10 protein-coding genes and 2 pseudogenes are annotated in these 13,006 nt (G+C 57.6%); 6 read left to right on the top strand and 6 right to left on the bottom strand.

Annotation, left to right across the window (positions count from 1 at the left end; translation table 11 throughout):
* Positions 1-145 precede the first annotated feature (145 nt).
* From ABRP31_RS02380 to ABRP31_RS02390, 3 genes are all read right to left on the bottom strand, one after another.
* Positions 146-949 carry an ABC transporter substrate-binding protein gene (locus tag ABRP31_RS02380; RefSeq protein WP_087274021.1) on the bottom strand — a complete coding sequence of 268 codons (804 nt, stop codon included), beginning with the start codon at positions 947-949 and terminating at the stop codon, positions 146-148.
* A gap of 66 nt (positions 950-1,015) precedes the next feature.
* Complete coding sequence (locus tag ABRP31_RS02385) at positions 1,016-2,071, bottom strand: isopenicillin N synthase family oxygenase (RefSeq protein ID WP_087274019.1); 1,056 nt, start codon at positions 2,069-2,071, stop codon at positions 1,016-1,018.
* 14 nt (positions 2,072-2,085) lie between these two features.
* Complete coding sequence (locus ABRP31_RS02390) at positions 2,086-2,937, bottom strand: TIM barrel protein (protein WP_349972393.1); 852 nt, start codon at positions 2,935-2,937, stop codon at positions 2,086-2,088.
* A 655-nt stretch (positions 2,938-3,592) separates the two neighbouring features.
* On the opposite strand from ABRP31_RS02390, the gene ABRP31_RS02395 reads away from it, so the two are divergent.
* Genes ABRP31_RS02395 through ABRP31_RS02405 form a run of 3 tightly spaced genes read left to right on the top strand, consistent with a single transcriptional unit; the run spans position 3,593 to position 7,475 of the window.
* Entirely contained in the window at positions 3,593-4,045 is a 453-nt protein-coding gene (locus ABRP31_RS02395; RefSeq protein WP_087274015.1) for a (2Fe-2S)-binding protein, read from the top strand.
* 11 nt (positions 4,046-4,056) lie between these two features.
* The gene (locus tag ABRP31_RS02400) at positions 4,057-6,249 is read left to right on the top strand and encodes a molybdopterin cofactor-binding domain-containing protein (RefSeq protein WP_349972394.1); all 2,193 of its coding nucleotides are present in this window, start codon (positions 4,057-4,059) and stop codon (positions 6,247-6,249) included.
* Between the two features lie 11 nt (positions 6,250-6,260).
* The gene (locus ABRP31_RS02405; RefSeq protein ID WP_349972395.1) at positions 6,261-7,475 is read left to right on the top strand and encodes a cytochrome c; all 1,215 of its coding nucleotides are present in this window, start codon (positions 6,261-6,263) and stop codon (positions 7,473-7,475) included.
* A 142-nt stretch (positions 7,476-7,617) separates the two neighbouring features.
* Here ABRP31_RS02405 and ABRP31_RS02410 read toward each other — a convergent pair whose 3' ends face one another.
* Both ABRP31_RS02410 and gmd read right to left on the bottom strand, forming a co-directional pair.
* Positions 7,618-8,511, bottom strand: a complete 894-nt coding sequence (locus ABRP31_RS02410; protein ID WP_349972396.1) for a GDP-mannose 4,6-dehydratase — start codon at positions 8,509-8,511, stop codon at positions 7,618-7,620.
* A complete protein-coding gene (gene gmd / locus ABRP31_RS02415) occupies positions 8,511-9,542 on the bottom strand; it encodes a GDP-mannose 4,6-dehydratase (protein ID WP_349972397.1) in 1,032 nt (343 codons plus the stop codon). Before gmd ends, ABRP31_RS02410 begins: the two co-directional genes overlap by 1 nt.
* A 413-nt stretch (positions 9,543-9,955) precedes the next feature.
* Here gmd and ABRP31_RS02420 point away from each other — a divergent pair.
* The 3 genes and pseudogenes from ABRP31_RS02420 to ABRP31_RS02430 all read left to right on the top strand — a co-directional run.
* A pseudogene (locus ABRP31_RS02420) lies at positions 9,956-10,678 on the top strand (PAS domain-containing protein); the annotation flags it as partial.
* Positions 10,679-10,780: 102 nt separating this feature from the next.
* Positions 10,781-11,215 (top strand): annotated as a pseudogene (locus tag ABRP31_RS02425) (methyl-accepting chemotaxis protein); the annotation flags it as partial.
* Positions 11,216-11,386: 171 nt separating this feature from the next.
* Positions 11,387-12,559 (top strand): MltA domain-containing protein, encoded by a 1,173-nt coding sequence (locus ABRP31_RS02430; RefSeq protein WP_349972399.1) that lies wholly within the window; start codon positions 11,387-11,389, stop codon positions 12,557-12,559.
* Between the two features lie 49 nt (positions 12,560-12,608).
* Here ABRP31_RS02430 and ABRP31_RS02435 read toward each other — a convergent pair whose 3' ends face one another.
* Entirely contained in the window at positions 12,609-12,956 is a 348-nt protein-coding gene (locus ABRP31_RS02435) for a hypothetical protein (RefSeq protein WP_349972400.1), read from the bottom strand.
* Positions 12,957-13,006 lie beyond the last annotated feature (50 nt).

Here is a 13,006-nt window from a genome sequence, read left to right on the forward strand (position 1 = left end):
GATTCTATGTTTGCCTGCAAGCTGACGTGGGACCGGCTTTAGCCGGGAAAGCGGCATTCCTGACGATGCAGATGTCTTGAATGTACTGGCCTCTCCCGGCTAAAGCCGGTCCCACGTCATCGCTCCCACAGGGTTATGCTGTGAATTAATTACCCGGCGCTTCCAGGTTGTATTTCTTCAGCAGCGCGTCGTATTCACCGGATTTTTTGGTCTCGTCGAAGGCTTTGAGCAGCGCTTGATACAGCTCCTCGTTACCCTTCTTCACGTAGATGCCCAGGGTCTGCTGATAGATCGAATGCTCAGTGCTGACCACCACGCGGCCTTTGGTGCGTTCGGCGATCATGCCGGCTGCGCCGTCAATTTCCACTTGTGCCTGGACATTGCCCGACAGCAGCGCTTGAGTCACTTCAGGGGCCGACGGGAACTCGCTGACCGAGATCGCGCCTTTGTTGTTCGGCACGCAGTAATCCACTGACAGCTTGTTGAACTGGGCAACCCAGGTCGTGCCTTTTTCCAAGCCGACTTTCAGGCCGCAGAGGTCTTCCGGCACCTTGGGTTTAACTTTGCTGTCCTTGAGGACCATGATCGCTGCGCCGGTTTTGGCATAGGCAATGGTTTGTGCCTGAGTCTGACGTTCTGGCGTGATGTACATGCCCGAGATGATCGCGTCGTAGTGACCCGAGTTCAAGCTGAGGATCAGGCTGGAGAACTTGGTGTCGACGAAGTCCGCCTTGAGGTTCATGTGCTTGGCGAGCATGTGCGCCAGCTCTGGATCGGAGCCAACGACGTTTTTCTTCTCGTCATAAGACTCGAACGGTGGATAGGTGATCTCCATCCCCACTTTGAACACGCCCGGTGTCACGGTAGTGGCGGCGTGTGCCAGCGTCGCGCCGAACACGGCGGCGGCAAGCACGGTCAAGCGGACAGCAATGTTCTTTTTATTGCGCATCGTCGAGGACTCCAAAGTAGAGAAAGGTAAGGCACGTCAGGGTTGGGAAAAGGGTATTCGGGCTAGTCAGAGCGGTTCTGACGCCTGGTTTTTCAAATGGCCAAAACTCGAAGGCTTGCGGGCTTTTTCATAAAGCTTCAGTTCGCCGTTCTCCACTTTTTTACGCAGGTACTGATAGGTTTGCAGTGCCTGGCCGAACATATGTTCGCCGATGGTGATCTCCTCGTAATCCTGTGCGCCGGCCTTGGCGAACTGCGGCAACGGTTTGATTTGCGTATGAAAATCGCAGGCGTAGAACAGTGGAAACGAATAGCGTTCTTCGCTGACGGTTCTGACCCGATGGGCCGTTGCAACGAACGTACCAGCGGTCATCACCTCCAGCATGTCGCCGATATTCACCACAAACGCATCATCCACAGGCGGCGCGTCGATCCATTGGCCCAGATCGTTCATTACTTCCAGGCCGGGTTTGTCGGCCAGCAAGATCGTGAAGCACTCATAATCGGTATGCGCACCAATACCGGGCGCGTCTTGTGCAGCGTCGTCGAAGGGGTAGTGAATCAGGCGTAGCTTGGAAGGCGGCCGAGTGACCATCGCGTCGAAGTAACCCTCTTCCAGTCCGAGTGCCAGGGCGAAGCCATCGAACAGCCGCCGACCCAAGGCGAACACGGCAGCGTAATAGGCTTGCACGGCAGGCTTGAAGCCCGGCAGGTCCGGCCATTCGTTGGCGCCGATCAGCGGAGTTTTAGCGATCACCAACGGGTCTTCATCACCCACTTCAAAGCCGATATCGAAGGCTTCTTTATGGTCCGGTTTGCCTTTGGCATAAACCTCTTCGCCTTCCGGCACGAAGCCTTTATGGCTGCGCGACGTGCCGATGTAATGCTGCATCTTGTAATCCAGCGACTGGGCGAAAAGATCCTTGGCTGCCTGACGCAAGCCATCGATCAACTGCTGATCAATGCCGTGATTCTTGATGTACAGAAAACCGACTTCCCGCGCCGCTTTGCCGAGGTCTTCGGCCACCGCCTGACGCTGGGCAATATCGGGACTGAACAGACCAGCGATGTCCACCACCGGAATGCTGTTGAAGTTGGCGATAGCTTGAGAGTGTTCCGGCATGACAACAGGCTCCATTAGCGGCGGTTGGATTGGGTGAAGCGCTGGAAGTGTTCGCGTTCGGTCTGGCCCATCCAGGTGTTCAACGACCATAAATCGGCCACCGGGACATTGGTGAAGGGCAGGTGATGCAAGTAGCCATCGGCGCCGAACTCTGGCGTTAGCGTGGTGACTTGATAGCCGCGCTCCTGTTGCGAGCGCCAGATCGCTTCCCAGTGTTGCTGATGGAAGGCCAGTTCTTTTGCGTATTCCGGTGCGGCGGGATGCGGTACTTGCGGGCCCTGGTCATAGCCGACCCGGGCCTGAATGTGATGGACGCGTTCAACGAAAGCGCTCAGGTCGTCTTCCGGATCATTGAGCAGGCGCTCGCAGGTCACGATCCAGTGGCTGATGTCGCTGGTAAAACGCAGGTCCGGCAATTGCCGAATCAGTTCAAGAGTTACCCACGGATTGAACAGCGAGCGCGAACGATGAGTTTCGAAGGTGCATAACTGGCCGTGCTTGCGCGCCAGTTCCATGGCCTGACCGAAGAACTCCACTTGTTGCGGCAACTGCCAGCGGTCATTACCGGCCAGTACGTTAACGAAGCGCGGCGACAGCTCACTGGCCCAGCCCAGTTTTTTGTCCAGATCCGTAAGGTGTTCGGCGACCGTGGCTGACTGTTCCGGCAGCACGTCGTAAGCGGTAAAGACCGTGCTGATATAACCCACCTGATTGGCTCGCAAGAACGCCGCGAACTCAGCACGTTCTGCCGCGCTCAAGGGCAGACGAGCTTCCATGCCGTCGAACCCGGCTTCGAGCAGTTCTTCCAGAGCCTGGGTTTTGCTCGCGGTATAGCCCCAGAGGGTGCGGAATATTTCCAGCTTCATCGATCGACCTCAAAAGATTGCTCAAGCAAGTGGCGCGGCCTGATCTTAGGTGGGCGTGATGAGCGAGAAGAATAGGAAAGCTCAAATCGATAGTTCAGAGATTTGTGAAGTATCAGCGGCTCCCACAGGAATCACTGACGTGGGCGAGCATAGAATCTCTTACAGGATTCACTGATGACGTGGGACCGGCTTCAGCCGGGAAGAGGCCGGTACATTCAGTACATCTTCATCGTCAGAAATATCGCCTTCCCGGCTAAAGCCGGTCCCACGTCAGCTTGCGAATCGCCCACAGGCGATCGCATTCCTGCCGGTTAATCAGGAATAGCCTGGAATCAGGCACGAACCCCGGAGTTCTAGGCATGTCGTCCCGTGCCAGCACAAGCGTACTATTCGCGCACGACCGTATTGCTGACGATCCTCGTCAAGGTATTGCGCAAATCACGCCGAAGAGCGTCTGCCATACCACCGTCTCTATTTTTTGTTTCTGCCAACCGGATTAATCGCTCCGGGATTGTCATAGGCACGCTACTTTTAAATCACTCGGCAACGTTCCGGGTGATCACAGAAAAAACGTACACAACCGAAACCGCTGTGGACCAGCGTCGCCAACCCGACGCATCAGCGGTTAACCGTGATGAATGCCAGGGGTTTTACGATGCAAACACTACTGATCAATGGTCAGGAGCATGAGCTGGATGTCGCTGAAGACATGCCATTGCTCTGGGTCCTGCGCGATGTGCTGGGCCTGACGGGTACCAAATATGGCTGCGGCATTGCCCAGTGTGGCGTGTGCACCGTGCATCTGGACGGTCAGGCGGTGCGCTCCTGCGTATTGCCGGTCAGCGCTGTGGCCGGTCGCAAAATCACCACCATTGAAGGTGTCGACCAATTGCCGGTCGGTCAGGAAGTACAAAAAGCCTGGCTCGCCCATGAAGTCGTGCAGTGCGGTTACTGCCAGCCGGGGCAGATCATGTCTGCCGTGGCGCTGCTGCAGGCGCATCCGGACGCCAACGAGGAGCAGATTACCGAGGCCATGGCCGGGAATCTATGCCGTTGCGCGACCTACACGCGGATTCGTGCCGCCATCAAAAGCGTCAGTCAGGCCTGAAGGAAGACACCATGTCAGAAGTAAAAGGATCTGCTGCGACGGTGTCACGTCGCGGGCTGCTCAAGGGTGGCGCGCTTTCGTTGGGAGGGCTGGTCATCAGCACCTGGCTGCCACCGATGGCCACACGCAGCATGGCGGCCGAAGCGGTCAGCGCTGCCCGTCTGGGTGACAAAGCCTCGCCGGGTTTTGGTGCCTTTGTGCGCGTAGCCCTCGACGGTCAAGTCACCTTGATCTCGCCGAAAATCGAAATGGGTCAGGGCGTTCAGACCGGTATCGCGATGATGGTTGCCGAAGAGCTGGAAGTCCCGCTCAGCTCGGTCAGGATCGAAGAGTCGCCGCCCGACGCGGCGCTCTACACCGACAACATTCTGCAATTCCAGGCCACCGGCGGTTCGTCATCGACCCGTTACACCTGGGAGCCTCTGCGCAAAGCTGGCGCGACCGCGCGTGTTTTGCTGATCGAAGCCGCAGCCATTCGCTGGAACGTGGCGCCAAGCCTGTGCCGTGCCGAAAACGGCAAAGTACTGGGCCCGAACGGCAAGACGCTGGCCTATGGCGAACTGGTAGAAGCCGCCGCTGCGCTCCCGGTTCCCAAGGACGTGCCGCTCAAGGCTATCGCCGACTTCAAATTGCTGGGCACCTCGGCGCAGCGTCTGGACACGCCGCACAAGGTCAACGGTTCGGCGCAGTTCACCATCGACGTGAAAATCCCCGACATGCTGATCGCTTCGTCGCTGACTTGCCCGGTCCATGGCGGCAAGCTGCGCAGCGTGAAAGACGACGCTGCGCGCAAAGTCTCCGGTGTTCGCGACGTGATCCGTCTGGAGAATGCCGTCGCCGTCACGGCGACCAATTTCTGGTCTTGCCAGCAAGCGCTCAAGGCGCTGGAAATCGAATGGGACTTCGGTCCGCATGCCTCGATTGACTCCGCGCAACTGGACAAAGACCTGCTGGATGCCAGTTCAAAAGACGGGGTTTTCGCCAAGCAGACCGGTGACATCGGCGCGGCGCTGAAAAACGCTTCAAGTCAGTTCGAAGCCGTATACCAGCAGCCGTTCCTGTCTCACTCGCCGCTGGAACCCATGACCTGTGTTGCCCACGTTCGCCCTGATATGTGCGAGCTGTGGGTAGGGTGTCAGGCCCCTGGCTTTGCGCAAATGGGCGCGGCCAAGGTCGCCGGTCTGCCTGTGGATAAAGTAGTTATCCACAACCAGCTCATCGGCGGCGGCTTCGGTCGTCGTCTGGAGTCGGACTTTATCTTCCAGGCCGTGGACATCGCCCGGCAGCTCAGCTACCCGATCAAGTTGATCTGGAGCCGTGAAGAAGACATGACCCACGACAAGTACCGACCGCATTACGTGGACCGCATGAATGCGGCGCTGGGTAAGGATGGCAAGCCTGTCGGTTGGGAACATCGAATCGCAGGCGCTTCAGTGATGGCTGCCTACGTCGGCAAGTTGCCGGAAAGCGGGGTGGATGCTGACGCCGTCGAAGTGGCCATCGATCCGGTTTACAAACTCGACAGCCTGCAAGTGCGCTATATCCGCCAGGACCCGGACGTGATTCCGGTTTCGTGGTGGCGTGGCGTGGGTCCGTTGCGCAGTACTTACGCCGTTGAAAGCTTCATCGACGAGCTGGCGCACAACGCCAAAATTGATCCGGTTGAATACCGCCTGAGCCTGATGCAGGAGCAACCCCGCGCTCAGGCAGTCTTGAAGAAAGCAGCAGAGATCGCCGACTGGAAAACGCCGTTGCCCGCCGGCCACGGTCGTGGCGTTGCGGTCAGCGCGGTGTTTGGCAGCTTCGTGGCGACCATCGTCGAGCTGGAAGTGCAGGCTAACAAAGGTATGCGCATCAAGCGTCTGATCACGGTGGTGGATTGCGGCTTTGCCACCAACCCACGGTCGGTCGAATCGCAGATGGAAGGCGGCACATTGTTCGGCCTGTCGGCTGCGCTGTTCAACGAAATCCTCATCGAGAAAGGCCAGGTGGTTCAGACCAACTTCCACGCCTATCGGCAGATCCGCATGAGTGATGCACCGCCTGTGGAGGTGCATGTGATCAAGAGTGAAGAAAGCCCCGGTGGTGTCGGTGAGACCGGCGCAGTGCCTGCTGCTGCAGCGCTGGTCAACGCTGTGTTCGCTGCGTCGAAAGTACGCGAGCGTCGTCTGCCACTGAGCCGCTTTGGCTATTTCACTCTTTGAGGAGCGCTGTTATGAAAACGTTGAATTATGCGCTCGCGGTGTTGGGTGCAAGCTTTGCGCTGACGGCTCAGGCTGCTGACCAAAGCCTTATCAGCAAAGGCGAGTACCTGACTCGTGCGGCGGATTGCGTGGCGTGTCACGTCACCCCGGGCGGCAAACCCTATGCGGGCGGGCTGGAATTCAAGCTGCCGTTTGGCACGCTGTATTCGCCTAACATCACCCCCGATAAAGAAACCGGGATTGGCAACTGGACCGACGATGAATTTGTCAGCGCATTACAAAAAGGCGTTGGCAAAGACGGCAAGCATTACTACCCGGCTTTCCCGTACACCTCGTACACGCTAATGCCACGCGAAGACATTCTGGCGATCAAAGCGTATCTGTTCAGTCTTGAACCGATCAGCCAGAAGCCGAAGGAGAATGACCTGGCATTCCCGTTCAACCAGCGTTGGGGCATGTTCTTCTGGAACGCGATCTTCGCCGGTAACGAGCGTTTTGTGCCGGACAGCAAACAGTCTGCCGAATGGAACCGTGGCGCGTATCTGGTGCAAGGGCCAGGTCACTGTGGCGAATGCCATACCCCGCGCAATATCTTCCAGGCCATGAGCAGCGGCAAATCCCTGGCCGGTGGTGAAATTGGCAACTGGCGTGCTTACAACATCAGCTCTGACCCGACACACGGGATCGGTGCCTGGCCGCAGGAAGCCTTGGTCAGCTATCTGTCCAAAGGTTATGCGCCGGGTTACGGCGGTGCTGGCGGGCCGATGGCAGATGCAGTCGAGCACAGCCTGCGCTACCTGACGCCGGAAGACGTCAACGCGATTGCCGTTTACCTCAAGTCCACGCCTGCTCGCAGCCAAGGTGTGCCGCGACCGGCTGTTGCGGTCAACGACAAGGCTGAGAAAGGCTTGGGCAGCAAGGTGTTTACCGATTCATGCGTGGGTTGCCACCGTCTGGACGGTACGGGTAATCAGTCGGCAATCGCGACCTTGATTGGCCTCAAAACGGTCAATGACCCGGCAGGCACTAACCTGATGGCAACGTTGCTGGAAGGCCACACCCAAGGCATGCTCCGCGCCGATCAACGCATGCCGGACTTCGCCCGCGCCTATAACGACACCGAGCTGGCAGCAGTCAGCACCTTCGTACTGCGTCGTTTTGGGCAGAGTAATGGGGAAGTGAAGGCAGAGGATGTAGCGAAATCGAGAGAGGCTTCGTTGCACTGATTGAAAAGTAATGGCCCCCTGTAGGAGCTCACGAGCAACGCGAGGCAGCGATAGCGATTTATCTGACACATCGCTATCGCTGCCTCGCGCTGCTCGTGAGCTCCTACAGGTTTGTATTCCCAACCGAACTGTTGCTAAAGGTTCACCGCTCCAACATCCACCGCAACGTCTCTTTCAACGGCGGTGTCTGCCACTCTGGCACCAGCCCGCGCAGGCGTGAGTTATCCCCGCACAACGTCTTCACTTCGTTCTCCCGGACAAACGCCGGGTTTACTTCGGTGACGATTGGATGGCCGGTGATTTCGCTGCACATGTCGATGACTTCGCGCAGCGAGTGAGTGACGCCTGAGCTGACGTTGATGGTCTGCCCGATAGGGCGAGCCTCGAGCAAACCTCGATAAGCACTGACCACCGCGCGTACATCGCTGAAGTCCCGCCATACATCAAGATTGCCCAGCTCGATGCGCTCGGCCTTGCGCAGAAAGTGAGAAACGATTTTGGGTAGCAGGAAGTTTTCGTCCTGACCAACGCCTGTGTAGTTGAACGGGCGAGTGATCACAATGGGTAATCGAGATTGCCAAAGATGCGCCATGTGTTCCATGGCCAGCTTACTGACCGCGTAATCATTGGCGGGGGCGGCAGGGGTCTTTTCGTCCAGTAACCCTTCGGAGGCATTGCCGTAAACATTGGCGCTGCTGGCGATCAGTACGCATTCCGGCGTTTTCCCGCAAGCATCAATGGCTTCCAGCAGGTTGCGAGTGCCGATCAGGTTGACCTGATAAAACGCATCCGCCACGCCATGCCCGACGAATGCCACTGCGGCAAGATGCACCACAATGTCGGGCTGGATTTCGGTCAGGCGCTTTTTCAGTTCTGTGGTGTTGGCCAGATCAACCTGGAGGTAACCGGCTTCGCTTGAAGGCTGGCGACCTATGCCGACGACTTCGCAGCCCTGGGCCGCCAGTTCGGCGGCCATGAAGCGCCCGGTGAACCCATGGATGCCCGTGATCAAAACGCGCTTGCCGGCAATACTCATCAGAAGCTGATGCCTCTTTCATTACGTAGCAGATCCGCTTCAACCATCATTCGGCATAGCTCCTCAAGCGTGGTTTTGGATTCCCAGCCGAGGATTTTCTTGGCTTTGGCCGGGTCACCGATGAGTAGTTCGACCTCGTTCGGGCGATAAAATTTCGGGTTGACCGTCACCAGCACCTTGCCCGTTGCGGTGTCGACTGCGTGTTCATCTTCGCCCGTTCCTTTCCACTCGATGTTCATGCCCACCGCCTTGAACGTCATGGTGACAAAGTCACGCACGGTCTCCACGCGGTTGGTGGCGAGGATAAACGTGTCCGGTTCGTCAGCCTGAAGCATGCGCCACATGCCCTCGACGTATTCCTTGGAGTAACCCCAGTCCCGCTTGGCGTCCATGTTGCCCAGAGAAAATGCGTCCAGTTGGCCGAGTTTGATCTTGGCCACAGAGTCGGTGATCTTGCGCGTCACAAACTCCAGCCCGCGCAGCGGCGACTCATGGTTGAACAGGATGCCGCTGGTGCCAAAAATACCGTACGACTCACGGTAGTTGATGGTCATCCAGTGCGCATAAAGCTTGGCGACGCCGTACGGGCTTCGCGGGTAAAACGGCGTGCTTTCAATCTGCGGGATCGCCTGCACCTTACCGAACATCTCGGAAGTGGATGCCTGGTAGAAGCGAATCTTCGGGTTAACGATCCGAATGGCTTCAAGCAGATTGACCACGCCCACGCCGGTAATTTCTGCGGTGGTCAGCGGTTGCTCGAAGGACACCCCGACAAAGCTTTGTGCCGCCAGGTTATAGACTTCCGTGGCTTCGGTTTTCTGCAACAGGCGGATACTGGCCGACAGGTCGGTCAGGTCATATTCGATCAAGTGCAGATTGGGATGATTCTGGATTCCCAGCTCGTTTATGCGCCAGAAATTGACCGAGCTGGTGCGGCGGTAGGTGCCATAGACGGTGTAACCCTTTTCGAGCAACAACTCGCTCAGGTAAGCGCCATCCTGACCTGTGATGCCGGTAACGATTGCTTTCATACGGTGGCTTTCAACTCCGTTCAAGAGGATAGAGCGGTCGCCGGTTGGGATCCTCATGACCGCAACGCTATGGCTGGACCATCCTTGATACTGCGGGGGAGATGTTGCGCGAGACCCTTCACATGCTAGACGACACAACGGTCAAGTAAAGGGCGCGCGCAACATCTTGTAAAAAACACGCACACGAACAGAAAGTCTGCTTTATTCATTCATATGGGGGTAGGTCGTCGGCGTGAAGAGGACCCACTTCAGGCATTTGGCGGTGTGTAGCGCAGTGCGTGAAATCTGACCAAGGGTCATAAGCCCTTTTCACCGCTTGCCGATAACCGAAAATACTCAACACATCGATCGGTGGCGCAATGTTCAACACTCGCTTGAAAAAGGAATTACAGGCGCAACAAGCCGAGTTGGAAATGTACAGGCAGATGGAAGTCGGCATGAATGCGCAGATGCTCTCCATCACCCTTGATCCCAACTATCGAGTTACCCATATCAACGCCAACTTCCTCAAGTCGCTGGGTTACAGCGTTGAGCAGGTGCGTGGGCGCTCCATGGATGAACTTGTTCCTGCCTACGTTAAACAGCTTGATTGTTACCGCAATCTTAGAGCTGCCGTGGACGCCGGCGAATCGGTCATCGATAACTATCGTTTCCTCAAGGTGGATGGCAGCCTGGCCTGGGTCAGGGCGATCTGGTATCCGATCATGGGTGAAGACGGCAAGCTGTCGCAGATCCGCTGTTTTGGTTCTGACATCACCGAAGCGATTGAGCAGGCCACGGAAAACGCCGGGTTTATCCAGGCGCTGCTGCGCTCTACGGCTGTCATCGAGTTTGATCTGGGTGGGCACGTGATTACCGCCAACGATCAGTTTTTGCGGGGCATGGGTTACAGCCTTTCGCAGATCAAGGGCAAGCATCACAGTATGTTTTGCGAGCCTGAGGAAACCTCTTCATCCAAGTACAAGGAATTCTGGGCGACCTTGAATCGTGGCGAGTTTGTCGCCAGCCGGTTCAAACGGATTGATGCCAGTGGCCGTGTGGTATGGCTGGAAGCGACCTACAACCCGGTGCATGACGCTCAGGGCAAGCTCTACAAAGTGGTCAAGTTTGCCACGGTAATCACTGAGCAGGTTGAGCGCGAGGAGGAAGTCAGCGAGGCGGCGGGTATTGCTTTCGAGATTTCCCAGCGCACCGATTTGAGTGCTCAGCGCGGCGCGACGGTGGTTCAGGACACCGTGGACACCATGCGCAAAATTTCGGAAGAGATGCTGTCGGCGTCTGAGGGGATTGAAGCGCTGGGCAAGCAATCATTGCTGATCAGCTCCATTGTTCAGACCATTGGCGGCATCGCGCAGCAAACCAACCTTCTGGCCCTCAACGCGGCTATTGAAGCCGCGCGAGCTGGTGAGCAGGGCCGGGGTTTTGCGGTGGTGGCGGACGAGGTCAGGCAGCTGGCGGGGCGCACTAGCACCGCCACCGAGGAGATCGTCAGCGTGGTGCAACAAAACCAGAATCTGGTGGATGCTGCCGTGCGGGGCATGGCCAACAGTCGAGGCCAGGCCGAACAAGGATTGGGGCTGGCAAACGATGCGGGGTCGGTGATCGTCGAAATCCAGGAAGGCGCCCGACAGGTGGTAGGCGCGGTGAGCCGGTTCGCCAATCAGTTGAAGTGAAACCTTCCGGCAATACGTCCCTGTAGGAGCTGCCGAAGGCTGCGATTAGCGGTGTGTCATGTGGGCCGCAATCGGCGCCGTCGTAACCTCCGACAACTCCTACAGGTTTCGCCCGGCTCACGCATTGAGTACCCTTGCGGCCCACACTGCTCCAAGGGAGCCCCGGTGCTCATGAACCTTTCTTTCACGCAATGGCGCAAAGGCCTGTGCTGGGCCGTGCCGTTGGCCATTCTGCTCGCCGGTTGCGATGGCGGAGACAAACAGCCAGCCCCGCCACCAGAACCACCGCCACCGCCGCACACCACTTATAACCAGGCGACCTGGGATGCCCTGCCTGCTGTGTCCGATGCAGACTTGCAAGCCGGTTTCGCCTCGTGGCGGAGCGCTTGTGTGCGACTCAAGGCCGATTCAGTCTGGGGTGCGACCTGTGCCGCGGCGGCTGCAATTCCCGCCAATGCAGCCGCGCCGCAGATTCGCAGCTTCCTGCAGGAAAACCTGCAGGTCTACAGCATGCGCTCGGCTACCGGCAGCGCTGACGGGTTGATCACCGGCTACTACGAGCCGGTTTATCCCGGCAGCCTGACCAAGACGCCCAAAGCGTCAGTACCGATCTATGGCGTGCCCGACGACCTGATCATCGTCAACCTGGAAAGCATCTATCCGGAGCTCAAGGGCAAGCGCTTGCGCGGACGTCTCGAGGGGCGTGTGCTCAAGCCCTACGATGATGCTGCGACGATCAACGCCCAAGGCCTGAACGCGCCTGTTGTTGCCTGGCTGACCGACCCGATGGATCTGCAGTTCCTGCAAATCCAGGGTTCTGGCCGGGTTCGTCTGGAGAACGGCAAGCAGTTGCGTATCGCTTACGCCGACCAGAACGGCCGACCTTACCGTGCCATTGGCCGCTGGCTGGTTGAGCAGGGGGCGATCCCGAAGGAGGAGGTCACCATGGGCAGCATTGCTGCATGGGCCAAGGCTAATCCAACGCGTATCCCCGAGTTATTGGGCAGCAACCCCAGTTACGTGTTTTTCACACGTAATCCGGATAGCAATGAAGGGCCTCGTGGCTCACTGAATGTGCCATTGACGGCCGGTTACAGCGTTGCGATCGACCGCAAAGTGATCCCGCTGGGCAGTTTGCTCTGGCTGTCCACGACCCGGCCGGATGGTACCGCGCTGGTGCGCCCGGTGGCGGCTCAGGACACGGGTGGCGCCATTGCCGGTGAAGTGCGGGCTGATTTGTTCTGGGGCACCGGCGACGATGCGGGGCATCTGGCTGGTGATATGAAACAGAAAGGCAATATCTGGCTGCTATGGCCCAAAGGCATGGCCTTGCCTGAGGGCTGATCACCAATCGCTCGACAGACCATGGCGCTAACAGCGCCCTGGTCTGTGATTATCTAAAGGCAGCAGATGCGAGGCCTGCAGCGATTTCCGCCAACCGCTGCAATGGTTTGTAACGTTTTTTTATCGCCAAAAAAATGCCATCTTCTGACCGTTCGTCTGCTTGTATAAAGCCCCTTTCCAAATTATTGACAGTGTCACTTTGATGGCACATCATGCGCGCCTCGACGGGCTGACTTTTCACCGCCATGGCTGGTTTGTTGGATGAATCAGATCGCGCGGTGGGGATGACTCGCATCATTAAAGTGCTCTGAGCACTCAGGCGACCGCGTATCAACGCGACGTCTTCAAGAGCCTTTCCCCCACAGTTTTGTTGTTGAAAGTTTTGGTAGTTCTGCACTGCTCAGCCGTTCAGGTCTGAGGGTTGCCTATGCATTCGGATTGATGGGG

Origin of the sequence: Pseudomonas caspiana, from assembly GCF_040224095.2 — a bacterium.
GTDB classification, from domain to species: domain Bacteria; phylum Pseudomonadota; class Gammaproteobacteria; order Pseudomonadales; family Pseudomonadaceae; genus Aquipseudomonas; species Aquipseudomonas caspiana.

Bases quoted from the DNA above. Each gene is read 5' to 3' on its own strand.
- ABRP31_RS02395 (WP_087274015.1), top strand. From the start codon at position 3,593: ATGCAAACACTACTGATCAATGGTCAGGAGCATGAGCTGGATGTCGCT.
- ABRP31_RS02410 (WP_349972396.1), bottom strand. From the start codon at position 8,511: ATGAGTATTGCCGGCAAGCGCGTTTTGATCACGGGCATCCATGGGTTC.
- ABRP31_RS02385 (WP_087274019.1), bottom strand. From the start codon at position 2,071: ATGCCGGAACACTCTCAAGCTATCGCCAACTTCAACAGCATTCCGGTG.
- ABRP31_RS02405 (WP_349972395.1), top strand. From the start codon at position 6,261: ATGAAAACGTTGAATTATGCGCTCGCGGTGTTGGGTGCAAGCTTTGCG.
- ABRP31_RS02430 (WP_349972399.1), top strand. From the start codon at position 11,387: ATGAACCTTTCTTTCACGCAATGGCGCAAAGGCCTGTGCTGGGCCGTG.
- ABRP31_RS02380 (WP_087274021.1), bottom strand. From the start codon at position 949: ATGCGCAATAAAAAGAACATTGCTGTCCGCTTGACCGTGCTTGCCGCC.
- ABRP31_RS02390 (WP_349972393.1), bottom strand. From the start codon at position 2,937: ATGAAGCTGGAAATATTCCGCACCCTCTGGGGCTATACCGCGAGCAAA.
- gmd (WP_349972397.1), bottom strand. From the start codon at position 9,542: ATGAAAGCAATCGTTACCGGCATCACAGGTCAGGATGGCGCTTACCTG.
- ABRP31_RS02400 (WP_349972394.1), top strand. From the start codon at position 4,057: ATGTCAGAAGTAAAAGGATCTGCTGCGACGGTGTCACGTCGCGGGCTG.